At 40.8% G+C, this 25,918-nt stretch carries 22 protein-coding genes; 15 read left to right on the top strand and 7 right to left on the bottom strand.

From position 1 onward, the window contains the following. Window positions 1–35: 35 nt before the first annotated feature. A complete protein-coding gene (locus FJU10_RS19330; RefSeq protein WP_223273009.1) occupies window positions 36–1,553 on the bottom strand; it encodes a sigma 54-interacting transcriptional regulator in 1,518 nt (505 codons plus the stop codon). Between the two features lie 71 nt (window positions 1,554–1,624). Further along, the gene (locus FJU10_RS09130) at window positions 1,625–2,044 is read right to left on the bottom strand and encodes a DUF3284 domain-containing protein (RefSeq protein WP_140965700.1); all 420 of its coding nucleotides are present in this window, start codon (window positions 2,042–2,044) and stop codon (window positions 1,625–1,627) included. Between the two features lie 304 nt (window positions 2,045–2,348). On the opposite strand from FJU10_RS09130, the gene FJU10_RS09125 reads away from it, so the two are divergent. The 4 genes from FJU10_RS09125 to FJU10_RS09110 are packed head-to-tail and all read left to right on the top strand — an operon-like array spanning window position 2,349 to window position 5,797. After that, entirely contained in the window at window positions 2,349–2,660 is a 312-nt protein-coding gene (locus tag FJU10_RS09125; RefSeq protein ID WP_005225315.1) for a PTS lactose/cellobiose transporter subunit IIA, read from the top strand. A 20-nt stretch (window positions 2,661–2,680) separates the two neighbouring features. After that, complete coding sequence (locus tag FJU10_RS09120) at window positions 2,681–2,989, top strand: PTS sugar transporter subunit IIB (protein WP_077453571.1); 309 nt, start codon at window positions 2,681–2,683, stop codon at window positions 2,987–2,989. Window positions 2,990–3,021: 32 nt separating this feature from the next. Continuing rightward, window positions 3,022–4,338, top strand: a complete 1,317-nt coding sequence (locus FJU10_RS09115) for a PTS sugar transporter subunit IIC (protein WP_185932378.1) — start codon at window positions 3,022–3,024, stop codon at window positions 4,336–4,338. A gap of 13 nt (window positions 4,339–4,351) precedes the next feature. Further along, on the top strand, window positions 4,352–5,797 hold the full coding sequence (locus tag FJU10_RS09110) for a glycoside hydrolase family 1 protein (protein ID WP_140965698.1): 1,446 nt from the start codon (window positions 4,352–4,354) through the stop codon (window positions 5,795–5,797). Window positions 5,798–6,011: 214 nt separating this feature from the next. Here the strand turns inward: FJU10_RS09110 and FJU10_RS19045 are convergent, their stop codons facing one another. Further along, window positions 6,012–6,152, bottom strand: coding sequence for a hypothetical protein (locus FJU10_RS19045; protein WP_170920126.1), 141 nt, complete (start codon window positions 6,150–6,152; stop codon window positions 6,012–6,014). A gap of 612 nt (window positions 6,153–6,764) precedes the next feature. On the opposite strand from FJU10_RS19045, the gene FJU10_RS09105 reads away from it, so the two are divergent. Next, the gene (locus FJU10_RS09105) at window positions 6,765–8,408 is read left to right on the top strand and encodes an SH3 domain-containing protein (RefSeq protein WP_077453567.1); all 1,644 of its coding nucleotides are present in this window, start codon (window positions 6,765–6,767) and stop codon (window positions 8,406–8,408) included. Window positions 8,409–8,651: 243 nt separating this feature from the next. Then, window positions 8,652–10,424: an oleate hydratase gene (locus FJU10_RS09100; RefSeq protein WP_008377255.1), complete on the top strand. Its 1,773-nt coding sequence runs from the start codon at window positions 8,652–8,654 to the stop codon at window positions 10,422–10,424. An 86-nt stretch (window positions 10,425–10,510) separates the two neighbouring features. Here FJU10_RS09100 and FJU10_RS09095 read toward each other — a convergent pair whose 3' ends face one another. Further along, the gene (locus FJU10_RS09095; RefSeq protein WP_081118376.1) at window positions 10,511–11,299 is read right to left on the bottom strand and encodes a MerR family transcriptional regulator; all 789 of its coding nucleotides are present in this window, start codon (window positions 11,297–11,299) and stop codon (window positions 10,511–10,513) included. A 73-nt stretch (window positions 11,300–11,372) separates the two neighbouring features. On the opposite strand from FJU10_RS09095, the gene FJU10_RS09090 reads away from it, so the two are divergent. The 4 genes from FJU10_RS09090 to FJU10_RS09075 all read left to right on the top strand — a co-directional run bounded on the left by FJU10_RS09090 (window position 11,373) and on the right by FJU10_RS09075 (window position 15,940). Next, complete coding sequence (locus FJU10_RS09090; RefSeq protein ID WP_140965697.1) at window positions 11,373–11,996, top strand: GNAT family N-acetyltransferase; 624 nt, start codon at window positions 11,373–11,375, stop codon at window positions 11,994–11,996. Between the two features lie 155 nt (window positions 11,997–12,151). Further along, a complete protein-coding gene (locus FJU10_RS09085) occupies window positions 12,152–12,991 on the top strand; it encodes a Cof-type HAD-IIB family hydrolase (RefSeq protein ID WP_140965696.1) in 840 nt (279 codons plus the stop codon). 108 nt (window positions 12,992–13,099) lie between these two features. Next, window positions 13,100–14,047: a hypothetical protein gene (locus tag FJU10_RS09080; protein ID WP_081118379.1), complete on the top strand. Its 948-nt coding sequence runs from the start codon at window positions 13,100–13,102 to the stop codon at window positions 14,045–14,047. Window positions 14,048–14,275: 228 nt separating this feature from the next. Continuing rightward, complete coding sequence (locus FJU10_RS09075) at window positions 14,276–15,940, top strand: peptide ABC transporter substrate-binding protein (protein WP_140965695.1); 1,665 nt, start codon at window positions 14,276–14,278, stop codon at window positions 15,938–15,940. Window positions 15,941–16,133: 193 nt separating this feature from the next. On the opposite strand, the gene FJU10_RS09070 is transcribed toward FJU10_RS09075, so the two are convergent. Both FJU10_RS09070 and FJU10_RS09065 read right to left on the bottom strand, forming a co-directional pair. Continuing rightward, window positions 16,134–16,718: a polymer-forming cytoskeletal protein gene (locus FJU10_RS09070; RefSeq protein ID WP_086293139.1), complete on the bottom strand. Its 585-nt coding sequence runs from the start codon at window positions 16,716–16,718 to the stop codon at window positions 16,134–16,136. A gap of 228 nt (window positions 16,719–16,946) precedes the next feature. Beyond that, on the bottom strand, window positions 16,947–17,756 hold the full coding sequence (locus FJU10_RS09065; RefSeq protein ID WP_005225327.1) for a MurR/RpiR family transcriptional regulator: 810 nt from the start codon (window positions 17,754–17,756) through the stop codon (window positions 16,947–16,949). Window positions 17,757–17,872: 116 nt separating this feature from the next. Here FJU10_RS09065 and FJU10_RS09060 point away from each other — a divergent pair, with 116 nt between their 5' ends. The 5 genes from FJU10_RS09060 to FJU10_RS09040 all read left to right on the top strand — a co-directional run bounded on the left by FJU10_RS09060 (window position 17,873) and on the right by FJU10_RS09040 (window position 24,020). Then, window positions 17,873–19,642: a beta-glucoside-specific PTS transporter subunit IIABC gene (locus FJU10_RS09060; RefSeq protein WP_223273008.1), complete on the top strand. Its 1,770-nt coding sequence runs from the start codon at window positions 17,873–17,875 to the stop codon at window positions 19,640–19,642. 88 nt (window positions 19,643–19,730) lie between these two features. After that, window positions 19,731–21,173, top strand: coding sequence for a glycoside hydrolase family 1 protein (locus FJU10_RS09055; protein ID WP_140965694.1), 1,443 nt, complete (start codon window positions 19,731–19,733; stop codon window positions 21,171–21,173). Window position 21,174: 1 nt separating this feature from the next. Beyond that, window positions 21,175–22,635 carry a glycoside hydrolase family 1 protein gene (locus tag FJU10_RS09050; protein WP_140965693.1) on the top strand — a complete coding sequence of 487 codons (1,461 nt, stop codon included), beginning with the start codon at window positions 21,175–21,177 and terminating at the stop codon, window positions 22,633–22,635. A 247-nt stretch (window positions 22,636–22,882) separates the two neighbouring features. Then, a complete protein-coding gene (locus FJU10_RS09045; RefSeq protein ID WP_005225331.1) occupies window positions 22,883–23,083 on the top strand; it encodes a cold-shock protein in 201 nt (66 codons plus the stop codon). A gap of 583 nt (window positions 23,084–23,666) precedes the next feature. Next, the gene (locus FJU10_RS09040; protein WP_086293129.1) at window positions 23,667–24,020 is read left to right on the top strand and encodes a nuclear transport factor 2 family protein; all 354 of its coding nucleotides are present in this window, start codon (window positions 23,667–23,669) and stop codon (window positions 24,018–24,020) included. Between the two features lie 449 nt (window positions 24,021–24,469). On the opposite strand, the gene FJU10_RS09035 is transcribed toward FJU10_RS09040, so the two are convergent. After that, window positions 24,470–25,870, bottom strand: a complete 1,401-nt coding sequence (locus FJU10_RS09035) for a metallophosphoesterase (RefSeq protein ID WP_140965692.1) — start codon at window positions 25,868–25,870, stop codon at window positions 24,470–24,472. Window positions 25,871–25,918 lie beyond the last annotated feature (48 nt).

Raw genomic sequence — 25,918 nt, 5'->3', positions numbered from 1 at the left:
AAGTAAAATCAGAATGATTTCATCTCTCGGTAAATTTAAGTTGAGCTGCTTTTTAATTCGATCGAAAGCTGAACACTTAGCGCATATTCCTCAGGGTATTGTTGGATAAATTGAGTGACTTCCTCTTGCGAGAGGGTTTGTCGATTGGAAGCCAGTGTCAATAAGGAGTTGATATGAAGACAAAGCCCATAAAATACGCTTGATTTAAATTCTCTGTTGAGTTCCTTTTTACAGGTTTTTAGCCAGAAATCAACAATTTGGATGACTTTAGCATCGACGATTTTTGCTAATTGAGTAATGTTATATTGATCATCAAAGACATTGTAATAGTTGTACTTATTAAAAAGATTTTGCACATACTTGTTCATTAAGGGAGTGATCGTTAATTCATTGATGCCGCTCTCCGAAAGTGATTGATATTGATTGCGAATCTCCTCATAAAGGTATAAACGTTCATTTTTTCCAAATTCTTTTAAATAACCCTCATTCTTATCATAAATAATATGCTCAACATTTCCGAATAGCTCGTCGAAAACCATCGCATTTTCTTTCACCCGTAACAAGCTCTGTTTGATTTCTGGTTTGAAATCAGCGAGGGAAAGAGCAATATCTTGGTCACCCTCATTGATTACGCGAACATACCCTTTGGCACAAGCAGCTGTAATATCCATTTTCAGCTCTTTTACTTGATAAGAAAAATTTGCTAACAATAGACCACGGATCACTTCTGAGGGAACAACGATTGTACGTCTAGAATGAACGGCTTCTCTGGAAAAGAAATGATTGATCAAGTCAAAACGTTCTTTATAGGAGCGCTTCTCTATTTCAGGCAATTCGATCGTCAGTGGAATCGCTTGATTAATTAAAAGTTCCTTTGAGGGCATGATTGATAAGATCACCATCACATTATTCGGCTGAGACTGCTTTTTTTCTTGAAATAGGGGAATTTTGTTGTTTAAAAAATCTAAAATTTTGTTTTGCTGCTTCGTGTTTAATGAATCGTATGCCTCTAGAAAAAGAATACCAGACCAAGCTTTCTCAAATACGCTATTGGCATAATCCTCGTTGGTTCCGAAAAGATCCTCATCAAGCAAATGAGGATCTTTGGAATAATTTCGACAATTAATTTTTATATAAGGAGCTTCTTTAGCCAGCACCTGTCGCCGTTTGGCAAAATCTACTAGTGTATCAACTAAGTAACTGGTACCACAGCCTGGCTTGGCTTGAATCAGCACATTTAATGGATTTTTTGGATATAAGACGGCAGCTTTTGCCAATTGAATCGCATTTTTGAGACTTTGATTGGCACCAATGATGACGTCAAATGCATCCTTTTCATCGATTGGTTCTGCTAAAGAATAGAGAACTGGTCTCGATGTGGATTTCACTAACTTCTTTTCTTGAACAAGTTGATTAAGAAGAGTGCTGGCATTCGATCTTTGTAAATTCAATGCCTCAGCAACCTGCTTTGTAGTCAGACCATTCACTTGTTCTTGATTGGTGTAGATTTGATTTTGGACAAAGTCAAATACGATAGCTTTCATTCTACTCATAGTTTTACTCCTTTGAAACATTCTCAATGTATTGGCTTAGAAATAGCCTATCCCCATTCTATGTCGATTCATCAGGACAAATCAGTCCTCCTCTTCTCATGGATTTTTTTTTGAATATCGAATAGAGTATCAGACATTCTTCCTAAATAGACCCCTTCGCTAAAGAGCCGCATCAGTCGGTTTTGTTTTTTTATTTCAAAACTTTCGATGTGCTGTTCGAATTGTATCTCTAAACCGTTTTCATTTTCTTGCGTTGTATACTTAAGAAAATATGTCTCATAGGAAGAGGAGATTTTGACTTCATAAAGTGTGCCACGAATATAGTTGATCACGAAAACTGAAATTTCCAATTGGGTTTTGGGATCAGTTTTTTTGTAATTCAGTCCTTTCTCAATCTTTGTTTTCGTAAGCTGACATTCGCGAATGAGTTCACCTTCAAGATAGTCATAGAATTCGTTTTCGCTTATTTGTAACGTTCGTTTGATTTTCATGAGTGTATTATAGGGGGAATTAATTGAGGGTGCAACCGACGGTATTTTCTAGAGATTTACAAATTTCATACAACTATTTTATAGGATTATACAGTAGGAAGAAATTGATTTACTTCTTTATACACTAGGCATAGAAATGGATCGATGAAGGTATTATTTTGATTTTTTCAGATTTTAAGGGGTGCTTTTGTGAAACTTAGTGTATAAAAAATTTTTTTGCGAAATGTAAGCGCTTGATAATAAAGGTGTTTATGATAGTTTTTGATTTTGTAAGTGAGAAAAAAATTGGGAAGGAAGAGTCACTATGGAAAAAATAAACAATACAGAGTCGGCAGCCATGAACTTGATTGCTAACTCAGGAGATGGGCGTTCCTATGCATTCCAAGCATTAGAGGAAGCGCGTAACGGCAATTTGGAAGAATGTAATCTTTTATTGAGAAAATCGGATGATGCGATCAAAAAAGCCCATCAGGCACAAACAGAACTATTATTTTCAGAAGCAAGGGGGGAAAAGCAAGAAATCAATGTTCTATTGATACACTCACAGGATCATTTTATGACAAGTATGTTAGCTAATGAATTGATCAAAGAAATCATTCGATTCTATCAAAAATAAAATGGAAAGAAGGGAAATTTATGAAGAAGATGAAAATTTTATTGGTTTGTGCTGGAGGTATGTCTACCAGTATTTTGATGCAAAAAATGAGTAAGTACTGGAAAGAAAATGATATGGAGTTAGACATTAAGGCCGTCGGATTATCGGAATATCAGGATGTTTATCAAGAGTATGATGTAGTGATGGTGGGACCACAGGTCTCTTATCGTTTGAAAGAAATCGTGGAAAATACTGGTTTGCCAACTGAAGCCATTCCATCTTTTGATTATGCAATGGCAAATTGCTCGAATATTATGAAGCTCGCAACGAAATTGTATGCTCAAAAGTAAGACACAATAATAAAAGGAGTGTGGATCATAATATGGAAAAACTTTTTGATAGTCCAGTGATGATAAAATTACAAGATTTTGGACAGAAACTCGGGAGTAATAAGTTTCTAGCAGCTTTGCAAGCATGTATGATGTCTTTGATGGGCATCATTATGGTTGGGGCAATCTCTCAAATCACTGTTTCGGTTTTAGGTCCTACGATGTTTAATGTGATCGCTGCGGAAAGTCAGCTCTACGAAATTATTTATCTGCCTTATAAGTTCACAATGGACCTTTTATCTGTATGGGTCGTCATTCTATTTTCTTTTAATTATGCCAAAAACTTAAAAATGAAGTCGCCCATTATGAATGCAGTTGATGCATTGATTTGTTTTTTCTTGGTTGCTGGTACGTTAATGATCAGTGAAGTAGGAATTACTAGTATCGATATGACTTACTTAGGATCGACCGGCATGTTTATCGGATTTGTTGTTGTCTTCCTTTCTGTTCAAATTGAAAAATATTGTGCGGATCATAATATTCGCATCAAAATGCCAGACGTGGTACCGCCATTTTTACAAGATGGCTTTGCCTCGATCGTACCGTTAGCAATTAGTGCCTGCTTTTTCTTAGCGTGCAGTGCTGCGGTAGATATCTTTACCAACGGCAATTACACGATTGCCTCTGGTTTTATGGCGCTTTTAGGCATTCCATTGTCTGCATTGTCTTCCACCGTTGGGATGTTTATCATGTGTGTATTTGCAGCGTTATTATGGTGTTTTGGGATTCATGGCACGATGATCTTAGTGCCGATTATTATGCCTCTTGGAATCCAAGCTGCAACCGCAAATGGCGCTGCTGCTGCTGCAGGCGAGCCACTCGTTTTTTATCCCGTGGCTTTGTTTGGTGGGATGGCAATTGCCGGAGGAACAGGGAACACGTTACCACTAGCTTTAATGGGTTTAAAATCAAAATCGAAACAAATCAGCGCGATATCAAAAATCGCAGCTGTGCCAGGATGGTTTAACATCAATGAACCGCTGACTTTTGGTATGCCGATTATGTACAATCCTATCATTTGTATTCCATATGTGCTAAATATTCCTGTGGTGATGTTACTGACATTAATTGGCTATCGAATCGGTTTTCTAACACCTGGTTGGATTTCCATTTCTGCTTTGCTGCCAATGGGGATGGCAAGTTATCTCAGTACGCTCAAATGGCAAAATGCTATCTGGGATTATCTAATGTTGATTCCTGCAGGCTTAATTTATTATCCATTTTTCAAAGCATATGAAAAACAATTGATCGCCAAAGAAGCGTTGGCGGAACAAGAGGAACAATTTGGTGTAGTAGCAGAACAAGAATAAAGGAGCGAACAGAATGAATAAACGATTTCCAGATAATTTTTTATGGGGTGGGGCAACTGCCGCGAATCAATTAGAAGGAGCATTTCTTGAAGATGGAAAAGGATGGTCAACTGCGGATACTGCCCTTTACATTGGAAAAGAGGCACGGACACAAATGCTGTTAGGGGAACCTATGACTAGAGACCAAGTCGAATTTGCTATGAAGGATAAAAAGGGACATTATCCAAAAAGGCATGGTATCGATTTTTATCATCGATACAAAGAAGACATCGCGCTTATGGCAGAGATGGGGTTTAAAACATTTCGTTTATCAATCTCTTGGCCAAGGATCTTTCCAAATGGCAATGACCAAGAACCCAATGAAGCTGGTTTAGCCTTTTACGATGCAGTCTTTGATGAGTGTCTAAAGCATGGAATCGAACCGTTGGTGACGATCTCACATTACGAGTTCCCATTGCACTTAGCGCTGACTCAAAATGGCTGGCTCTCACGGGATACCATCGATCATTTTGTTCGCTATGCAGAAACGCTGTTTAACCGTTACAAGGATAAAGTCAAATATTGGTTGACGTTTAATGAAATCAACATAATTGGGATGACTGGTTATCTGAGTGGAGGGATTTTGGCAGACGGAATTGACAATATGCTAGCAGCACAATATCAAGCAGGACATCATCAGTTTCTTGCAAGTGCTTTAACTGTAAAGAAATGTCATGAAATTATCCCAGATGCTAAAATCGGTTGTATGTTGGCTCGAATGGAGGCATATCCTGAAACATGTAATCCGCAAGATGTTTTAGCTTCTGTAAAAGCAGATGAAATGAATTTCTTTTATACTGACGTTCAAATACGTGGAGAATATCCAGCATATATGGATTCATTTTTTGAAGAGAATGGAGTTGTGATCGACGTTCAGGAAGGCGATCGAGATATTTTGAGAGAAGGAACAGTGGATTTTCTTTCCTTTAGTTATTATATGTCAATGGTTGTGGGAGAATCAAAAGAAGAAACTGGCGGGAATCTTTTTGGATCCATCAAGAATCCTTACTTAAAAGCAAGTGATTGGGGCTGGCAGATCGATCCAGTAGGTTTACGAATCACCATGAAAAAAATGTATCAGCGTTATCAAGTCCCTCTCTTTATCGTTGAGAATGGTTTAGGTGCTGAAGATGTGGTGACAGAGGATAAACGGATTCACGATGCGTATCGAATCGATTATTTGCGTGACCATATCGAGCAAATCGGTTTAGCGATTCAAGAAGGAGTTGAGGTGATGGGCTATACTCCTTGGGGGTGCATCGACTTAGTCAGTGCTAGTACAAGTGAAATGTCGAAGCGTTATGGGTTTATATATGTGGATCTTGATGATGATGGAAAAGGAACCTTGGAAAGAATTCGTAAAGACTCTTTTTATTGGTATCAAAAAGTGATAGCGACCAATGGTGAAGAGCTGGCATGAAAATTTTATCGCCGTAATAATCTTAGCTTTCATTGATTCCCACTCTGTATTGGGGAATCCCACAATCTATATCGACCCTAACAAAGTTCAAAAAAGTGATCGGACTAAGTTTTTTTAGACAAAAATAGTAATTGTCAAAAAAAAAGACGAGATTCGCCAAAATCGGCGAAGCCTCGTCTTTTTACAGGTCAACAGAAAAAGAAAACACAGGAGTCTACGCTTTCTTTTTCTGTTCTTCTTTTTTCTTGTCTGTGGTCTGTACGGAATCTAGGGCTTTTTTGAAAATCTCTTCTTTTTTCGTTTTATAGTTATGTTGTCGTTCAGCATAAACTTTTTCTTTCGTCTTTGTTTTCATACTCGGTCACCTCTTCCTTTTTTTTAAGTATAGCACGATTTCACAAACTCATGCAAATGCTTGGTTTTATCCTTGGTATTATAATCTTTTGAATAAAATAAATTGTGAAAATATTTCTTTCGGTAGAAGTGAGTGACTTCTCTATCAAATAATTCGTATCCATTTGGAAGCGATGTAACAGGATTTCATCATAGCGTCGATGACACTGGTGAAAGAAGCATTCTTTTTGAAAAAACTTTTTCACAGGATCCCTTGTGTAAAAAAGGAATGATAAATGGGTGATTTTAGTATCGATTTTTGAAGAATGGGATAAGAAAAGAAATGCTATTCAAATAACAGACCTGTTTTTCAAAAAGTGGGTTTATCTGCAAAAAAATTCCTGTTTTTATTCGCAAATTAAAATAACGTTGAATGAAATAGCTTTTTTCTCTTCATTATTGAAATCACTGTATAAATAGTTCACTTGAGCAATATCGAATAAAAAGCGATGAAAAAGAATAACGCGGAAAAATAAATGACACGTTTTATTAAACGCAAATTAAAAAAATACAAAACGAAAACAATATCAAAAAATATTAATTTTTGTTAAAATGGGGTACAGGGGGTGTTTTATTGGAATCTCGGAAAATCAAACGGAAGCGTTTAGTGAAACAAAAACGATCCCTTTTCGTACAAAAAGGATTGGGTATCACAGCAGCGTTAGCATCAACATCAGGTGTCTTTACGTCTCTTGCTCATGCGACCGAAACGACGAACGCTTCGTCATCAACCAACACAACTGCTACTCTTGCCAGATCGTCAGCTGAAACGGCGATCAATCGACAATTTAAAACAACAGCTTCACTGAATGTTCGTTCAAATGCTTCAACAAGTGCCTCTATCGTAAGTGGTGTAGGAGCAAATACAACAATCACTGCGGTGGCTCAAAAGAACGGTACCTCAGTGAATGGCAATACAACATGGTATAAGCTATCAACAGGCGGCTGGATCTCAGGGGCTTATGTGAAGAGCACCTCAGGTTCTTCTTCTGCCAATACAGGCTCGTCCAATTCGTCGTCTTCTTCATCGGAAAAAGCAATTTCGAAATCAGTGAAAACGACTACTGCATTGAACGTCCGTTCAAATGCAACGACAAGTTCTAGTGTCGTACGCGGTTTGAGCAGTAATGCGACAGTACAGGTCGTTGCACAAAAGAGTGGGACATCGGTGAATGGCACGACCACTTGGTACAAATTGTCCACAGGCGGTTGGATCACGGCAGCCTATGTCAAAGATGTGTCCAGTAGCTCCACAGGCAATAGTTCTTCTGGCGGCAATACAAGTGTTTCTGCAGAAACGGCTATCAGCAAGAACGTGAAAACAACAGCGGCATTAAATGTTCGTTCGAGTGCGTCAACAAGCGGCAGTGTCGTTGGCAGCCTAAGCAACAGCACGACGGTGAAGGTCGTTGCCCAGAAAAATGGCACATCCGTTGGCGGCACCAATGTTTGGTACAAAGTATCGACCGGTGGCTGGATCACAGCGGCATATGTGCGTGATGTCACGTCTAGTTCTGGAAATACAAGTAATAACAATAATTCAAACACAGGTTCAAACAATACTGGCTCATCAAACGGCTCAAGCAATGCGAGTGAGCAAGCCATCAATAAGACGTTCCAAACAACCACTGGTATGAATGTCCGCTCAAATGCATCAACTTCTGCAAGTGTAGTCAGCAGTTTGGGCAGCAATGCGACCTTCAAAGCAGTTGCTCAAAAACAAGGCACGTCAGTCAATGGCAATACCACTTGGTATAAGTTATCAACGGGTGGCTGGGTATCTGCAGCATATGTCAAAGAAGTCAGTGCAACGACTCCTGGCAACAATAACAACGCAGGCAATACCAATGTTCCAATGAGCGTGGATGGAGCAGCGATTGTTGCAGAAGCTAGAAAACATATCGGCACTCCTTATCAATGGGGAGGCAAAGGACCAGATGTTTTCGACTGTTCTGGGTTTACACGCTACGTCTTCTTAAAAGTGACGGGCAAAAACATCGGTGATTGGACAGTCCCACAAGAAAGCGCAGGGACGATCATTCCTGTCTCGCAAGCACAAGCTGGCGACTTGCTGTTCTGGGGTCAAAAAGGGAATACCTACCACGTAGCGATCGCTACCAGTAATACAAGCTATATCCATGCGCCAAGCACGGGTTATACAGTCACCGAAGCACAATCAGGCTTTTCGACTGCTAGCTTCGCTCTACGTGTGAAATAAATATTTCATTGAAAAGGCAAAGAGTTTGTCCTTTGTTAGAAACGCCCCTAAGAAAGCTGCAATCAGTTTTCTTAGGGGCGCTTTTTGTGCTGGGCGCAGATCCTCTAAAAGGTGGGTCTTTGCCCTGTTTTTTTGACAAAAAGGCCGATTTGTCAAAATCACTTGTTTTTACTGGTACAAATTTTTGTCAAAAAAAATAGTTACTGATACCATAAAAACGTACCAATATTAGGAGGGATCTACATGAGATATACGAACGGAAATTACGAAGCTTTTGCAAGAAGCAGAAAACCGAAAGATGTCGAAAAGAAAGAAGCCTATATTGTTGGTGGGGGATTAGCAGGACTTGCTGCGGCAGTCTTCTTGATCCGTGACGGCCATATGGCGGGTGAGAAAATCCACGTCCTTGAAGAACTTTCTTTATCAGGCGGTTCATTAGACGGAAAATTCATTCCCCATGATGGATTTGTGACCCGCGGCGGTCGAGAAATGGAAAATCATTTTGAGTGTCTGTGGGATCTATTTCGCTCGATTCCGTCTTTGGAGGTGGAAGATGCTTCGGTGCTAGATGAGTTTTACTGGTTGGACCACGATGATCCAAATTCGTCTAACTGTCGGATCATCCACAATCGCGGCCAACGAGCAGCAGATGATGGAGAATTTACCTTGTCTGCTACAGCACAAAAAGAATTAACCCAATTATTTATGACTTCAGAAGATCAATTGATCGGGAAAAAAATCGAAGATGTTTTTGGCGAAGAATTCTTTGAATCTAATTTTTGGCTATACTGGTGTACGATGTTCGCCTTTGAAAAATGGCATTCGGCGATTGAAATGCGCCGCTATGTGTTGCGTTTTGTGCACCATATCGATGGCTTGCCTGATTTTACTGCGTTAAAATTTACCCGTTACAACCAATATGAGTCATTGGTCAAACCACTACTTGCTTATTTGGAAGAACAAGGAGTTGACTTCCAATATGAATGCACCGTCAGCAATATCGATGTTCGGATCGTGGGCGAGGAAAAAGTTGCTCAAAAACTTGTGCTTGAAAAAGCGGGAGCAATCGAAGAAATTCCTTTGTCAGAAGATGACTTGGTCTTTGTTACCAACGGATCGATCACTGAAAGTTCCACGCAAGGGGACCATTATACCCCAGCGCCTATCTCAAAAGCACCTGGTGGCAGCTGGCGTTTATGGAAAAACTTGGCGGCGCAATCGCCTGAGTTTGGTCATCCAGAAGTCTTTTATGAAAACTTACCTGAAGAAAGCTGGTTTGTTTCGGCAACCGTCACTTGGCAGAATTTTGATGTGGAACCTTATTTAGAAAAGTTGACCCATCGCAAGTTACGAACAGGCAGAATCGTCACTGGCGGGATCATCACCATCAAAGATTCCAATTGGATGATGAGCTTTGCGACCCATCGCCAACCGCACTTTAAAGAACAAAAAGACCAACAAACGATCACATGGGTGTATGGCTTGTTGTCAAATACGCCAGGAAACTACATCAAAAAACCAATTGAACAATGTTCTGGACAAGAAATCGTGCAAGAACTGCTGTACCACTTAGGTGTGCCGGAAGCAGAAATCCAACGCATTTCAAAAGAATCAAGTGTGGCAGTTCCAGTCTACATGCCGTTTATCACTTCTTACTTCATGCTGCGTGAACCAGGAGATCGGCCATTGGTTATTCCAAATGGCTCCAAAAACTTAGCTTTTATCGGTAATTTCGCAGAGACTGAACGAGACACTGTATTTACAACAGAATATTCCGTTCGGACCGCCATGGAGGCTGTTTATCAGCTATTAGATGTGGAACGCGGGGTACCAGAAGTGTTTGCTTCCGCTTATGATCTACGTACTTTGGCCAAAGCTGTCTATTATCTGACCGATAAGAAAAAAATCACGGAAATGGAGCTGCCGTTTATCGAACGGAAACTCTTGGAAGGCTTCGTTAAGAAAACCGAACATACCTACATTGGCGATCTGTTGAAAGAAAACCATTTGATTTAAATAAAGCGCAACGACAACGAGGCGAAAGAAACTGCTCGTTGTCGTTGCGTCTTTTATTTACTTTTCCAACGCTGTTTGAACGATCCTTATTCCTCAGATAAAATCCGTACTTGGATCTCTGTCAAATAAGCTTGCTCGTTGCTAAGGGTCGTTTCGTGGATCGATCGTTCATAGAAGTAGTCATCGATTTGCCATTGGTGCGTCGCAATCAGCTGCTTGAGTTTTTGATAGAACTGCTTCAATCCTTCGTCATCCCCCTGATAAATGGCGGTTAAGTAGCAACCTGCCGGTTTCACGAAGGAAGCTCGTTGTGGTTCTTCTTGCTGCACATAAACGTAGTCGATGTCTTGCGTATCGTCTTTGTTCGTCCGAATCATAAAACCATATTCGTTATTCGAGAAAAGATAAGGCTGTGCCATCAAAAGGTCGTAGGCTTGGGTGATCATCTCTGGGATGCTGCTACCGTTTAATCTAGGACTAAGGGAGAAATATTCCTCTGGCTGTTCCTTCAAGGTGAAGGGGGAAGTTTTTTCTGCAGCTAGGCACAAATCCGCCGCTTTTCGTTCGATGATTTTTTTGATGTTGCTCAACTGCTGAATTTTTTCATCGATGGTTTGCCGCTTGGCTTCCAATAAGTTTCTCATGGTCTCGGCATCCCCCTGCAACGCTGTTTGGATCTCTTTTAAGGGCATCGATAATTCTTTCAATGACAGGATCAATCCGAGATCCAAAAGTTGATCAAGGGAATAATACCGATACCCGTTCTCGTCTTTGCTGTTTGGTTGAAATAGCCCAATCTCGTCATAATAGTGGAGTGTCCGAGGATTGATCCGCGCTAAGCGTGCCATTTCCGATACTTTTAATTTGGTTTTCATGGCGTTCCTCCTTGACTTTACAGTTACTGTAAACTTTATACTAAGGATAGTCAACTACTGGGAGGAAGATAGAATGAATAAACAAGTAACGTATCGACCATTTAAACGAGAAGATCTGCCTGCGCTTGTGCAAGTAATTATTGATAGCTGGAACTATGACAAGCAATTTGACAAGAAGACCGCCAAGCACTTTGCTCACGTCTTTTTGTGTTATGAACTTGCCCGTGCGACCTATTCACGTGTGGCTCTTTTAAATGGTGAAGCTGTCGGTATCTTATTAGCAGACAGTAAAAGAGGGAAGAAGCTTCATCCAATGCGCTATTGGGGGAAAACGATTTGGCATGCTGGCTGCTTACTGCTTACGAAAGAAGGGAGAAACACGCTGTTGCATTATGCCAAAGAGGTGGCTGAGTTAAATCAAGCGATGTTGAAAGATTTACAAACTCCTTTTCAGACCGAAGTTGGTTTGTTTGCCGTTAGTCCCAAAACACAAGGATTGGGTGTAGGCAAGCAGCTCTTTACTTCCTTTTTAGCGATGGTCCAGCAGGAAAAAACGGCTCCGTTTTTCCTTTATACCGATACCACCTGTAATTACGGTTTTTATGAGCATATGGGCTTGAAGCGGGCAGCTGCTGTGAAACGCTGGATCAAAAAGCCGATCAAGAAGGAAATCGAGTTTTATATCTATACTTCCTAAGAGTGCAGCGACGCACTCTTTTTTCATTGGCTAGTATGGTAAACTGGAAGCAAAGAAGGACAAGAAAGTTGTTTTCGTTTTATGGAAATGGCGCTTATTCTGGTCAAAGCGATAGATCAATCCGCTTTCGTAAAAAGGATGGGGAATGGGAAAGGATGGTTTATTTGGAAAAAAAGCAGATAGGGTTTATCTTAAGTGATATTGATGGGACGATCTTGGATCATAAGCATCAAATCGATCTGGATTTGATTGAAGAAATCAAACGATTGAAGCAGCAAGCGGTTCCTTTTGTTTTGGCTTCCGCTCGCTCCCCGAAAGGAATGCTACCGATAGCTCAAGAGTTAGGGCTAGAAGACTGGCCCTTGGCTTGTTACAACGGTGCCCTGATTGGACGATACGATCAACAGGGCACACTGGTACCGATTTTCAGTCATGAGGTCAAAAAAGCAGAGGCAAAGACTTTGGTCGCGCGCATCAAAGCTGATTTTCCTGATGTTTCCATCAATGTCTACTCTGGTGATCAGTGGTATTGCGAAAGAGTGGACCAATGGGCACAGGCAGAAGCGGCAATCACCAAAGAGACTCCTGTGGAAACTTCATTAGAACAACTGTTGGCACAAGAAGCTTTTGAGGTTCATAAGTTTCTTTTGATCGGCACAACGGCAGAAATCCAAGCGCTTCATGCTGCCTGCCAGAACGCTGGATTTTTAGAAAGCGCCTTTTACTTATCCAAAGAGAATTATTTGGAAGTCACTCATCAAGCTGTGGGAAAAGATAAGGCGCTAAATGAATTGGCGGCCTATTTTCAAGTGCCGCTGGCGCAAACCTTAGCGATCGGCGATAATTTTAACGACCTGCCAATGATTGCTTCAGCTGGTATTGGTGTTGCGATGGAGAATGCGCCCGAACTGGTCAAAACAAAAGCTGATTTTGTGACGGCTAGCAATACAGACCACGGGGTTGCTGATGCGTTGCGGCGATTTGTCACAGAATAGATAAAAAAACTAGGTTTTTTGAACAAATTGATTGACTTTCATTTCTACTCTCCTTAAACTTTTAGCTATACCTAAAAAGGTAAGTGTTTGTTGGAAAGAAGGAGAAAAATGAATAAGAAGATCGAGAAGACATTGACCAAATTTGCCGAGCCGTTGGGGCTCTCAGTTGATACTTCCACCGGGGTGATTTATGGAACGTATCATAGTTATAAACTTTTTTTAGTTCAAGAGAATAACAATAGTTATTCGCTAGTGGCCCATTTTTCACTTAGCAAAGATGGGGAACTTCCCAACCAAGAAGAAGTCAAAGAAGTTTTAAGTGAGTCAAAAGAGATCACCGACTGTGTGATCCAAGGATATCAAGTTGCCTATACATTACGCGGAGCGATGACGGCAGGGAAAACCGTGGACAAGATCCGTACTGCGTTGGACCAGTTGACGAATTTTTTGAAGAATAAAGGCTTCCAAAATGCTTGTACCTTCTGTGGCGCGGTCACTGAACCGGTTTCGCTGTATGCGATTGGCGGCGCTCCCGTCATTGCCTGTGAAGCTTGCTTTAAGAAACAACAAGAAGCGGTCCTTGCACAAGAACGGGAAAAAGGGCAGAAAAAAGAAAATTGGCTAGCTGGAACAGTGGGCGCGTTTCTTGGTTCACTGATTGGTGCTGGCGCAATTATTTTATTAGGACAACTGGGGTATGTTGCTGCATTGTCTGGAATCGCAATGGCGATCTGTGCCATCAAAGGGTATGAATTATTAGGTGGAAAACTCAGTACAAAAGGTATTATTAGTAGTATCATCGTCATGATCATTATGGTCTATGTCGGGAATCGTATCGACTGGTCGATCAGTGTAGCGAATTATTACACGGACGTTGATGTCTTCTATGCTTTCCGTATTTTACCTGATTTGATTCGTGAAGGGTATTTGGAAGCGAGTCAATATTATGGGAACTTAGGTCTGGTCTATCTCTTTACGGCGATTGGGGCTGTGCCAACTATTATCGCTGCGGTACGAGATGGTAAAGTGACGCGTCAAAGCTATAAAATGGAGTAATCCACTTTTCTATCCAAAGATAAAAAAACACAAAGCGCGATCTCTTTCGCTTTGTGTTTTTTGTTTTTGTGTCATAAATAATAACATGCAGTGTTAACATAAAAAATAAATAATAATAAAATGAGAAAAATAGCTTGCTTTTATAATTAATATTTATTAAAATCTTATTTAGATTCAGAGTTTTGTAATAATTCTGAAAATTTTGGATTTTCATAAGGGGTAGGTAAGATGAAGAAAAAATGGGGATATGGTGTCATCGCTGTTTGTGGAATCGTATTAGCAGGTTGCTCAACAGGAGGGACATCAAGTACAGGTGAAAGTTCAAGTGGTAGTGGGACAGCAGCTGCCGAACAAATTTTTAATGTTGTGGTTCAACAAGAAATGCCTAGTGCCGATCTATCCTTAGCCACCGATACGATCAGTTTTAGTGCTTTAAATAATGTGTATGAAGGGTTGTACCGCTTAGATGCTGATAGTAAGCCCGAACCAGCAGGTGCCGCCGAATTAGCGGAAGTCAGTGAAGATGGTCTGACTTATAAATTGAAATTACGGGAAGATGCCAAATGGTCAAATGGAGAACCAGTAACAGCAGCGGATTATGTCTTTGGCTGGCAACGCACCGTAAGTGCGGAAACAGGTTCTGAATATGCGTACTTATTTGCGCCCGTAACCAATGCCGAAGCGATAACTGCAGGTGAAAAAGATGCCTCAGAATTGGGGATCAAAGCAGTCAGTGACTATGAATTAGAAATCACGCTGACGACACCTACGCCATACTTCCAATACTTATTGGCATTTCCATCCTTCTTCCCACAAAGCCAAGCAGTCGTAGAAGACAACGGCGATCAATATGCTTCAACAAGCGACAATGCCGTTTACAATGGACCGTTTGTGTTAGCTGGCTTTGATGGTCCAGGAACCGATACAGAATGGTCATATGAAAAGAACGACCAATATTGGGATAAAGATACAGTGAAACTTGATACGATCAATGTCAGTGTCGTAAAAGAATCATCGACCTCCTTGAATCTATTCCAGGATGGGCAAGCGGACGACGTCATCTTAACAGGAGAATTGGCGCAGCAAATGGCCAATGATGAAGCATTTGTGTCAGAACCATTAGCCCGTACTTCCTATATCGAGTTGAATCAGCGAGAAGAAGATTCGCCATTCCGCAATGAGGATCTGCGTAAGGCAATCTCTTATGCCATCGATCGTGATGCATTAGTGACATCGATTTTAGGTGATGGCTCATTGGCTTCCACAGGATTGATACCAAAAGGAATGACCTTTAACCCAACTGATAATACTGATTTTGTCGATGAAGCGGAAAGTTTCATTGAATACGATCAAGAAAAAGCCAAAGAACATTGGGAAAAAGCCAAAGAGGCTTTGGGAATCGATTCTTTAAGTTTTGAAATTTTGGCCTCTGACACAGACTCAACCAAAAAAGCCATTGAATATATTCAAAGTGCGATTCAAGATACGCTTGATGGGGTGAAAGTTAGCCTAAGTCCAGTACCTTTCTCTGTTCGCCTTGATCGTTCAAACTCAGGTGATTTTGATGTTGTTATGGGTGGCTGGGGTGCTGACTATGCGGATGCCAGCAGTTTTACAGATCTATTTGTAACCGATAATTCATACAACCGCGGTCGTTGGACAAGTGAGGAGTACGATGCAGCAGTGAAATCGTCTGCCACGACAAACGCTGGCAATCCAGATGCCCGCTGGCAGGATTTGTTGGATGCAGAGAAAATCATTATGGATCAACAAGGGGTCATCCCTGTGTACCAAAACGTTGAAGCTCATTTACGTGCACCAAAAGTAAAAGGGGTCGTTTCTCACGGTGCCGGTGCGCAATACGATTACAAGTGGGCAGTTATTGAAGAATAAGCGCCTAAAGAAGAAGCTGGTTTTGCGTAAGCAAGCCAGTTTTTTTCTTGTGCTTTGTTCTTACTTACACAATGTTAGTAATGAGAGCGGATGCAATTGTTTATAAAAAAACAAAAAAAGTTGGCAAGGGATCAATGATCAACTTGCCAACCTCGTTTTTTATTCATCTATTTCACAGAAATCCAGTGAAAGATTATTCGCTAACTGTTACGTCGCCTGTTACAGAAGCGCCATCTTCGTCAAGTGTTGCTGAATCTTGGAATTCTTTTGAAGTGAATGTTACGTTACCTTCAACTTTTGCACCGTTCAATACAAAGCCGTTAGCATTCACTTCAACGTCACCTTTGATTACACCGTGAACGATGTTGAAGTTTTCTGAGTTAACGATCAATTTAGGAACAGTTACTGTGTATTCAGCAGTTACGTTGCGGTCTTCATCTTGTGAGTACAATGCAAATTTACGGTAGATATCAGCAGAGTCGTCACCTTTGTCATGGAATTCACCATCAACGGTTACATCGTTATCAAATGTCATGTCAGCAGTTACAGCAACGATCCAGTTACCATCTGCGCTCAATGCTTTTTCGATCACTGAAGTTTGGTCACTGATAGAAGCAGTTGAAACAACGTCATCTGATGATTCAGTTGATGCAGCAGTTGAAGCTGCTGTTGATGATGATGAGCTTGCAGCTGTATCGTTATCTGAACTACATGCAGCTAAAAGAGTGCCTCCCATAAGCAATGATGCAGCAATTAAAGTGATTTTAGTTTTTTTCATGTTTCCTTCTCCTTTGTATTCCCATAGTTTTCTTAAAAACAAAATGATTATACCATACCGAAGTGAAGTTTGTGAAACAAAAAACATAAATGAGGAGAAATTTAATAAATAGCAGCCTAGGATTAAAAAATTTTCAAAGAAACTAAGAATAAATGAATGAGACATCTCATTCACAAAGAACCCTCCATTATGGAAGAAATGCACTTCTTCTATAATGGAGGGTCATTATTACATGCGCTTTCGATCCGTCAACTGCTTGAACTTCGATACGATCAAATCCATGATGAACTGATACATAAAGGCATGAGTTTGGAAATGGGTTTGATGAGGGAAGATGATTGCTTCTTGGACAAAAGGAAGTTCCGAGATCTGTGGGTTGGCGGTAATCACGATGACTTTGGCTTTGGTTCGATCGAAGAAATCTTTCCGTGGTGTTCCATTTCGAATTTGCTGTTTCGTTAGGTAATCACCGGAGTTGGTAAAAATGATAAACAGCGATTCTTCATCAGCGGTCTTGATGATTTCTTCCTGTACGAGATCGTCTTGGAAGGTCCGAATGAACTTGCCGTTGTATGCTAGTTTGATCTGGAAATCAATAGCAGCCGATTCTGAGAATAAAATTCCAAAAGCAAAGACATTTTTATGCGTCACAATGGCTTGTGCGACCCGTTCGATGGCTGGCAGATCAAGATGATGACGCAGATAATCGATGTCTTGTACAACTGCGTCAAAATAGGAGTCTACGCCCTCTTGCTCTAAGGCAGACAAAATATTCGAGCGATAATTTAGCGGATTGTTGAAGCGGTTCTCGATGAAAGCTGCGTTGTCTTTTAAATCACCATAGTCATCAAAGCCTAAGGTACGGGCGAATTTTGAAACGGTTGACTTTGACACATGGCAAAGAGCGGCGAATTCACCAATACTTAGAGTTTGGATCTGATCATAATGGTTGATCATGGTCAAACCGATATAGTAGTTGGTGGAATCAGTGGGTGCATTATTTAAAAGATTCAATAAACGAATGATTAAGAGGCCCATTTTCTTTCCTTTCTTGTAAGCAGTTTCCAAATTGCGAACTTTCGCAGGTGAGAGAAAAAAATCTGCTATAGTAACGCCATAAAGCGCTTTATAAATCAAACACGGGAGTGAGTCATTTGGCAAAAGATTATTCAAAACTTGCTAGTGAAATTATAGCACAGGTCGGTGGGGAACAAAATATCGTTAGCCTGTATCATTGCATCACTAGATTGCGTTTTAAGTTGAAAGATGTCGAGTTGGCACGAAAAAATAAGGATAAGATTCAGCAGCTTGATGGGGTATTGTCTGTCATTGAAGGAAATGGCCAGTTTCAAGTCGTGATCGGTAATCATGTGGCAGAAGTTTTTCAAACGATCATGAGCAAGTATTCGATCCAAAACGCTTTGGAAAGTGATGGAGATGCCGAAGAATCGACAGAAAAACAAGGCAATGTATTAATCAGATTCTTCAATGTATTGTCTGCGATCTTTAATCCAATCATTGTTGCTCTTGCAGGGGCAGGGATGTTGAAAGCTTTACTAGTTGTTTTTACAACCTATCATTTGATGGACGCGGAAGGAAGCACCTATAAAATATTAGCTGCTGCTGGCAATAGTGTCTTTTATTTCTTGCCTTTATTTTTAGCGATCAGTGCAGCGCGGATTTTCAAAGTCAATATGTTTATTGCTTTAGCAATCGTTGGGGCGTTGCTGGAGCCGAATTTTACAGCAATGGTGACGGAAAACGGTGTGACGGTCGATTTCTTTGGCATCCCAGCAGTGTTGATGGGGTATTCGGGTACCGTGATTCCAGCGATCGTTTCGATCTATATCTACTCGCACTTGGAACGCCTACTCAAACGGATCATTCCTAAGAGTATCGAGATTTTTGCTCTATCACTAGTAGCTCTTTTGATCATGGTGCCTTTGACCGTTTTGATCATTGGACCGGTCGGTGTAATGCTTGGGGACGGTTTAGGCAATGCCATGAACTTTATCAGCGACAAGAGCGGGCTGTTGGCTGGCTTGTTGATCGGTGGCGGTTGGACATTCTTAGTAATGATCGGGATCCATTGGGGAGTTGTACCGATTATGGTCAATAACCTAGCGGTATATGGCTATGATACGCTGCGCCCGATGATCGCAGCAGCAACATTTGCGAGTGCTGGGGTTGCTTTAGGTGTGTTTTTACGCTCTCGCAGAAAAGAAACCAAAGGCTTGGCGCTATCTTCTTTGCTTCCAGCATTGCTTGGAGGAATTACAGAGCCAATCGTCTATGGACTTTCGGTAAAATTTAAAAAGCCGTTGATTGCTCAAACCATCGTTGGTGCCCTTGCTGGTGCGTTTATGGGCATGATGCAAACCAAGGCCATCGTCTATGTTTTTCCAGCATTGACGACATTGCCAGCTTTCTTTGGGGACACCTTTGTGTACTATTTGATCGGCATTGCCTTTGCGTTCTTCGGTACTGCTATTTTGACCTATGTATTAGGATTTGAAGAAACGCTAGAACCTGTTTTAGAAGAAGGTGCAGGGCTGCAAGTGATGACACCAGTTGCTGGTGAAGCGATCACGCTTGATGATGTCAAAGATGAAGTATTTTCTTCTCGAGCAATGGGGGATGGATTAGCCGTTTATCCATCAGCCGGCGATATTTATGCGCCACTTACTGGTACGGTTGTGACAGTTTTTCCAACTGGACATGCTTTTGGGATCCAATCAGCTGCTGGGACGGAAGTGTTGGTTCATATCGGCTTAGACACGGTTGATTTAGCAAAAGGCGTGTTTGAGATTTCGGTGAAACAAGGGGATCAAGTCGTGAAGGGGCAAAAAATTGGCACCTTTGATTTAGCAAAAATTATTGAAAAGGATATGATCCGACAACCATGTTGGTCTTTACCAGTGTGATCAAAGAAGATGCATTGACAGTTGTGGATCAAGCGAAAAAAGACGTTACCGCATTGGTAGCAAATGATTTATTAAAAGGAGCGATTTCATGAGTGTATTTCCAAAAAATTTCCTATGGGGCGGCGCGATCGCCGCAAATCAAGCCGAAGGAGCTTATTTGGAAGGAGGAAAAGGATTAAGCGTAGCAGATATTTTACCAGTTGGTGAAAAACGTATTGAGCAAGTTTCACTGCAGCTTGAGGAGGACAACTTTTATCCGAGCCATGAAGCCATCGACTTTTATCATCGGTACCCAGAAGACATTGAACTGTTTGCGGAAATGGGCTTGAAGTGTCTGCGCACCTCAATTGCTTGGAGTCGCATTTTTCCGAATGGGGATGAAACGGAACCCAATGAAGCAGGTTTACAATTTTATGATGACTTATTTGATGCCTTGAATGAAAAAGGGATCCAACCAGTTGTTACGTTAGCTCACTTTGAGACACCACTGCATTTGGTGACGAAATATGGTGGTTGGCAAAATCGTGCACTGATCGATTTTTTTGATCGGTATACAAAAGTGGTTTTTGCACGCTATAAAGGGAAAGTGAAATATTGGATGACTTTCAATGAAATCAACCATACCCATACGATCCCGTTACTCGCAGCAGGTATCGATGTGTTTTCTTTCGAGACTGAAGAAGAAAAATTACAGGCACTTTATCAAGCGAGTCATAATATGTTTGTTGCAAGTGCCAAAGCAGTTTTGAATGGGAAGGCAGTAGATGAAAACAATCAGATTGGCTGTATGCTGTCACTGAGTCCGATTTACCCTGCCACGTGCAACCCGCAAGATGTTTTTGAATCGTATCAACTGCGCCGTCGTTCCTTGTTCTATAGTGATGTGCAATTGCGAGGAGCATATCCTGAATACTTCGAACGCATCGTGAAGGATAATCATCTGTTGCTGGACATTACAGAAGAAGATCTAGCGATCATTAAAGCGGGGACCTGCGATTATTTAGGCTTTAGTTTTTACCGTAGCTCATTGCATGAAGCAGGCATGAAAATTTTAGGTAATACTGGCGGATTATTGGGGAAAAAGAATCCTTACCTAAAAGAAACTGCCTGGGGATGGCCGATCGATCCGTTGGCATTACGCTATGTTTGCAGCGAATTGACTGATCGTTATCAAAAACCATTATTTATCGTTGAAAACGGAATTGGTTTAAAGGATGTTGTCAATGAAGATGGATCGATCGTCGATGAAGAACGGATGGCCTATTTGAAAGACCATATAGAAGCAATGGCGGAATCGATCAAAGATGGCGCAACGATTCTAGGCTATACATGGTGGGGACCAATCGATATCGTTTCTGCGGGGACAGGAGAGATGGAAAAACGATACGGCTTTATCTATGTTGATAAGCAAAATGATGGTAGCGGAGATCTTTCCCGCAAGAAAAAAGCTAGTTTTGCGTATTATCAGCAAGTGATCGCCACGAATGGGGAAGCGTTGGCGTACGAATCATTTTTGAAAGGCGGCAAGTAAAATGAAAAGTTATTTTCCAAAAGATTTCCTCTGGGGTGGAGCAACAGCTGCCAACCAAGTTGAAGGAGGTTCTGGGATCGATGGAAAAGGCTTGTCGGTTTCTGATGTCTATCTATTCGATTCCTCCATGCCGAAAGAACGATGGACTGACCAATGGCATATGATGACTCATCAGCAAGTTGCAGAAGCACAGGATCCAAACAGCACGAAATACTATCCGAAAAGACAGGGCATCGATTTTTATCATCACTTTAAAGAAGATATTCGTTTATTTGCTGAGATGGGCTTCAAAGCCTATCGGATGTCAATTGCCTGGACACGGATCTTTCCAAAGGGGGATGAGGTAGACCCAAACGAAGCTGGATTGGCATTTTACGACGCAGTCTTTGATGAGTGTTTGAAGTATGGGATCGAACCAGTAGTATCACTATCCCATTATGAAATGCCATTGTATTTAGTGACTGAGTATGGAGGATGGCCGAATCGGCAAGTGATCGACTTTTACGTCCGTTTTGCCAAGACGGTGATTGAGCGATACCAAAAGAAAGTCAAATACTGGGTGACTTTTAATGAAATCAATTGTGTCAAACACCATCCATATGTTAGTGTCGGGATCATTGAAGAAGGTCATCCTAATATTGAACAAGACAAGTACCAAGGGGCGCACCATCAATTTGTCGCCAGCGCAATCGTGACTGACTATTGCCATCGATTGATTCCGGATGCCAAGGTCGGCTGTATGATCAGCTATCAATTATTAACGCCGTACAGCTGTGATCCAGACGATGTTCAAAAAACAGTCGAAAGTCAACGAACCTCACTCTTTTTCAGTGATGTGCAGGCAAGAGGCTATTATCCAGCATATGCCAACCGCATGTTTGAAGAAAAAGGAGTGGAATTGGTGATCGAACCAGGAGACTTAGAAGTCATCCGGGAAAACCCTGTGGATTTTGTTTCCTTTAGTTACTATATGTCCAGTGCAGTCAGCGCGCATCCAGAACGATTGGAAAGTGCTGTCGGGAATTTGATTACTGGTGGGATCAAAAACCCCTATTTGCCAAGCAGTAAATGGGGCTGGCAGATCGATCCCAAAGGGTTGCGAACCGCATTGAATCAACTCTATGACCGCTACCAAAAACCTTTGTTTATTGCCGAAAACGGTTTGGGAGCAGAGGATGTCGTAAACGAAGATGGCACGATCGATGATTTTTATCGAATCGACTATCTGCGTCAGCATATTGAACAAATCAATGAAGCATTGCATGATGGCGTCGAGGTCTTTGGCTATACGGCATGGGGCTGCATCGATATCATCAGTGCTTCGACCTCACAAATGTCGAAACGCTATGGTTTTATCTATGTCGACCAAGACGATGAAGGCAATGGCACAAAGAAACGCATCAAGAAAGCGTCATTTGATTGGTACAAAAAAGTAATTGCTTCAAACGGCGCAACTCTTTGATTTTTGATTCTTCCAGATAAAGCAATTGCTAGGCTTAATCATAAGGTTTCTTAACAATTTCGCTTTTTATCAAGAAAAAAGCCCAACTTTATTTGCTATTTTATTTTAACCGTGCTATGATGAATAGGTAAAGTTCTGATATGTTAATACTTGTTTATCTTTTCTATTGATACACACTTCAATTACACATCATTTTCTATTACAAACAAATAAACACAGTCGATGTGTAATATGGAGGTATACGTTTATGAATAACGGTACAGTAAAATGGTTTAATGCAGATAAAGGTTTTGGATTTATTACAGGTGAAGACGGCAATGATGTATTTGCTCACTTCTCAGCTATCCAAGGCGACGGCTTCAAAACTTTAGAAGAAGGTCAAGCAGTGACTTTCGACGTTGAAGAAGGCCAACGTGGCTTACAAGCAACAAACATCGTTAAAGGTTAATTGACGTTAACAAGCGAGAATCCATTGGGTTCTCGCTTTTTTTTTTATTTTATATAAATATTGAAATGGATCGGGTTTTGTTGACCTGCTACAAGAGAATAGTTGCAGGTTTTGAGTACCTGACATGGTAAATAGTACATCTTTGATTTCACTATTCAACTAGCCCTAAGCGTTGCGTTAATCTTACCCATGATTTCTCATTCGATGATAAGCGTATCAAAAGAGGAAAAGAGAAAGAGGGCACTATACCGTATTCAATAAATAAATGCCGTTCAAAGTAAATGAAAAAGTGATTGAATAGGTTTAGGAACATCGCTATCAATAAAAGCAATGATCGCTCGTGATTCAAATGGCATGTCTCATTTGAATGGAATAAAGAAACAGGTACAATGGAAAATGCCACGATTCAATATATGGTCCCCCGTACTTATACAAGAGTAATCGATGTGAAAGATCGATAATTCTTATTCGTTTCATCGATATTGTCTTGAATGAATTGTAAAAGTAGAATATATTGATACAAATTAGCTACTTTTTTTATTGCGATTGGAACAAAGATGATTACATTTCGAGGGGGATTTATATGAAGCCAAAAGAAATACTTTGCCAATGGGTTGATGCGTTTAATCAGGCAGATGTAGAAAGTATTTCAGAATTATATGATGACAATGCAATCAATCATCAGGTTGCCAATGAGCCAGTTATTGGGAAAGAAGCGATAAAGCAGATGTTTGAGCAAGATTTTTCTAACGCAAAAATGGTTTGTATCGTGGAGAATATTTTCGAAGATGGACAATGGGCAATTTTAGAGTGGCGTGACCCTTTAGGTTTGAGAGGCTGCGGTTTTTTTCAAATAATAAATGATAAAATTTTATTTCAAAGAGGCTACTGGGATAAATTATCTTTTTTAAAACAGCACGACTTACCTATTGAATAAAAGGAATTCCTTTATACGAATGGTTAGCAGATATGCATGACAGGAAGGTTAATCGCTTCACGTAAAATTCTTAAAGGGCAACACTGTATGAAAACAAAGCTTTTTGTTTAAGTAATGTTTAAGAATAAGTACGTTTTCTTCCATTTGCACTCTGTCTCATGGTATAGTTATTTATAAGCGACAAATATTTTTGTACCACACGTTACTTGTTTTGAAGAAATTTATTCAAACCTGGCGTAACTTCAGAGTTACAAGGATACAATAGAGGTTAGGGATTGTATCGTTTAAATGAGAAATAAATAATAGTAGTAATAGTATGCTGCACTTTCAAAGAATAAATATTGACTCGTCAGATAGCCTTCTCGTTTACCCAAACGAGAGGGCTATCGTTCATTAGAAAAGAAAAAGTGTCTTTTTCCTAAAAGAAAGGAAGAAGACACTTTTTGGCTTTATTCTGCTGTGAGGGGGATCGTCAGCTTGCGATCATCGGTTTGATCGTCCAGCATTGAATCGACATATTGCTTCAAAAAGTAAGAATAGGTCGCTAACCACTGATACTCCTCGGAATCTTTGATGGCAGCTATTTTCTCGGCTGAGTAAGTATCATTGCCAGTAAAAAGGGCAGTGTTCAGCTTCGTGACAAACGTGCATAGTTGTGTGATCTGGGCATCTGACAGTTCAGACACGGCGGACAATTGGTCGCGAACCAGTTGGTCGGTATCATTTTCAAAAACACTCTTCTGGTAGTTTTGATAGTCCAGCAACTGTTCATCAGTTTGCTTCGTTTCAGCCGCCCAAGCATCGAGATCAATTTGACGAGCTTCATAGTCGATTTCCTTTTCGGAAAGAGAAAGGACGCCGTAGCCTAATTCTGCTGTTGAATAAGACCCAGTGACTGCTTCATAAAGCGAATCATTCCCTTCGTTAATGTCTTGAATGTGGATATGACCAGAGAAAACGGCTGGCACGTTGAAACGGTCCAACAAAGTGACAGTTTCGGAGGCATTGTCGAGAACATAACCGTCTTGTAACAACTCATTATGACTGAACAAGTTATGGTGTAAAAAGACCAGTGGTACTTGCTCTGCTTCTTTTGTCAGGGTTAATTGCTCCTCCAACCAAGTTAGAGTAGCTGGTTTCAACTCACCATTCGTTGTAGGATCATCCCAATTAACCTCAGAATCGTAGATACATGAATCGAGCAAAAAGAGGCGATACTTGTCATTTAACTGAATGCTGTAGCTAAGGGAAGACTTGTCGATACTGTTGGCTTTTTCGTAACCTTCAGCAAAAATCGTTTGAAAATCCTCAGGACTGATTTGATCGGCATAGTATTCCTTTTCACCTTTAAATGCTCGCGCCCAACCATTGTAAATCTCGTGGTTGCCAGGTAATGCTAAAACCATAATGTCAGCTTCTTGCAATGGTTCAAGTAATCTTGCCAACTCTTGAGCACTTGCTTTCTCGCCATTGAGCGTCATGTCACCAGTCAAAATAATTCCCGTGGGTTTCTCTTTTAAGGCTTGATCGGTGAAGGCCTCGATTGATTGTTCTTGATACGTCATCTCTTTGCCAGCAGCTCCTTGTGTGAAGGTCTGAAAGGCTTCGCCATTATCATGAAGCGTGGAGGAAAGAAAATGAATATCACTTAAGAGCCAAAACTCACTGTTGCTTGCCTGTTGCAATGGAGTATCGGCTTCATGCACCTTACGAAATTGAAAGAATAACAGGAAACAGGTGACTAAAAGTGTAAGAAGTGCCAATGGCCAAAACCATTTTTTGTGTGTACGAATCGCGATTCCCTCCTCGCTTGTTTTATTTATTATAGAAAGGAATAGGGATCTTGTCACATAAATGGTCTTTTTTTGAATGATTTCTTGTTTTCATAGTTTTTCTTT

The sequence above is a fragment of the Enterococcus sp. OL5 genome, from assembly GCF_006491895.1.
In the GTDB taxonomy this organism is placed as follows: domain Bacteria; phylum Bacillota; class Bacilli; order Lactobacillales; family Enterococcaceae; genus Enterococcus_D; species Enterococcus_D innesii.
The sequence above is the reverse complement of the archived record's forward strand: the minus strand, read 5'-3'. Positions and strand labels throughout refer to the sequence as shown.

What these genes read in the sequence shown, in the direction of transcription:
- FJU10_RS09055 (WP_140965694.1), top strand. Translation starts at nt 19,731, where the DNA reads ATGAGTGTATTTCCAAAAAATTTCCTATGGGGCGGCGCGATCGCCGCA.
- FJU10_RS09080 (WP_081118379.1), top strand. Translation starts at nt 13,100, where the DNA reads ATGAATAAGAAGATCGAGAAGACATTGACCAAATTTGCCGAGCCGTTG.
- FJU10_RS09075 (WP_140965695.1), top strand. Translation starts at nt 14,276, where the DNA reads ATGAAGAAAAAATGGGGATATGGTGTCATCGCTGTTTGTGGAATCGTA.
- FJU10_RS09120 (WP_077453571.1), top strand. Translation starts at nt 2,681, where the DNA reads ATGAAGAAGATGAAAATTTTATTGGTTTGTGCTGGAGGTATGTCTACC.
- FJU10_RS19045 (WP_170920126.1), bottom strand. Translation starts at nt 6,152, where the DNA reads ATGAAAACAAAGACGAAAGAAAAAGTTTATGCTGAACGACAACATAAC.
- FJU10_RS09110 (WP_140965698.1), top strand. Translation starts at nt 4,352, where the DNA reads ATGAATAAACGATTTCCAGATAATTTTTTATGGGGTGGGGCAACTGCC.
- FJU10_RS09115 (WP_185932378.1), top strand. Translation starts at nt 3,022, where the DNA reads ATGGAAAAACTTTTTGATAGTCCAGTGATGATAAAATTACAAGATTTT.
- FJU10_RS09050 (WP_140965693.1), top strand. Translation starts at nt 21,175, where the DNA reads ATGAAAAGTTATTTTCCAAAAGATTTCCTCTGGGGTGGAGCAACAGCT.
- FJU10_RS19330 (WP_223273009.1), bottom strand. Translation starts at nt 1,553, where the DNA reads ATGAGTAGAATGAAAGCTATCGTATTTGACTTTGTCCAAAATCAAATC.
- FJU10_RS09125 (WP_005225315.1), top strand. Translation starts at nt 2,349, where the DNA reads ATGGAAAAAATAAACAATACAGAGTCGGCAGCCATGAACTTGATTGCT.
- FJU10_RS09130 (WP_140965700.1), bottom strand. Translation starts at nt 2,044, where the DNA reads ATGAAAATCAAACGAACGTTACAAATAAGCGAAAACGAATTCTATGAC.
- FJU10_RS09100 (WP_008377255.1), top strand. Translation starts at nt 8,652, where the DNA reads ATGAGATATACGAACGGAAATTACGAAGCTTTTGCAAGAAGCAGAAAA.
- FJU10_RS09085 (WP_140965696.1), top strand. Translation starts at nt 12,152, where the DNA reads ATGGTTTATTTGGAAAAAAAGCAGATAGGGTTTATCTTAAGTGATATT.
- FJU10_RS09065 (WP_005225327.1), bottom strand. Translation starts at nt 17,756, where the DNA reads ATGGGCCTCTTAATCATTCGTTTATTGAATCTTTTAAATAATGCACCC.
- FJU10_RS09090 (WP_140965697.1), top strand. Translation starts at nt 11,373, where the DNA reads ATGAATAAACAAGTAACGTATCGACCATTTAAACGAGAAGATCTGCCT.
- FJU10_RS09040 (WP_086293129.1), top strand. Translation starts at nt 23,667, where the DNA reads ATGAAGCCAAAAGAAATACTTTGCCAATGGGTTGATGCGTTTAATCAG.
- FJU10_RS09070 (WP_086293139.1), bottom strand. Translation starts at nt 16,718, where the DNA reads ATGAAAAAAACTAAAATCACTTTAATTGCTGCATCATTGCTTATGGGA.
- FJU10_RS09045 (WP_005225331.1), top strand. Translation starts at nt 22,883, where the DNA reads ATGAATAACGGTACAGTAAAATGGTTTAATGCAGATAAAGGTTTTGGA.
- FJU10_RS09095 (WP_081118376.1), bottom strand. Translation starts at nt 11,299, where the DNA reads ATGAAAACCAAATTAAAAGTATCGGAAATGGCACGCTTAGCGCGGATC.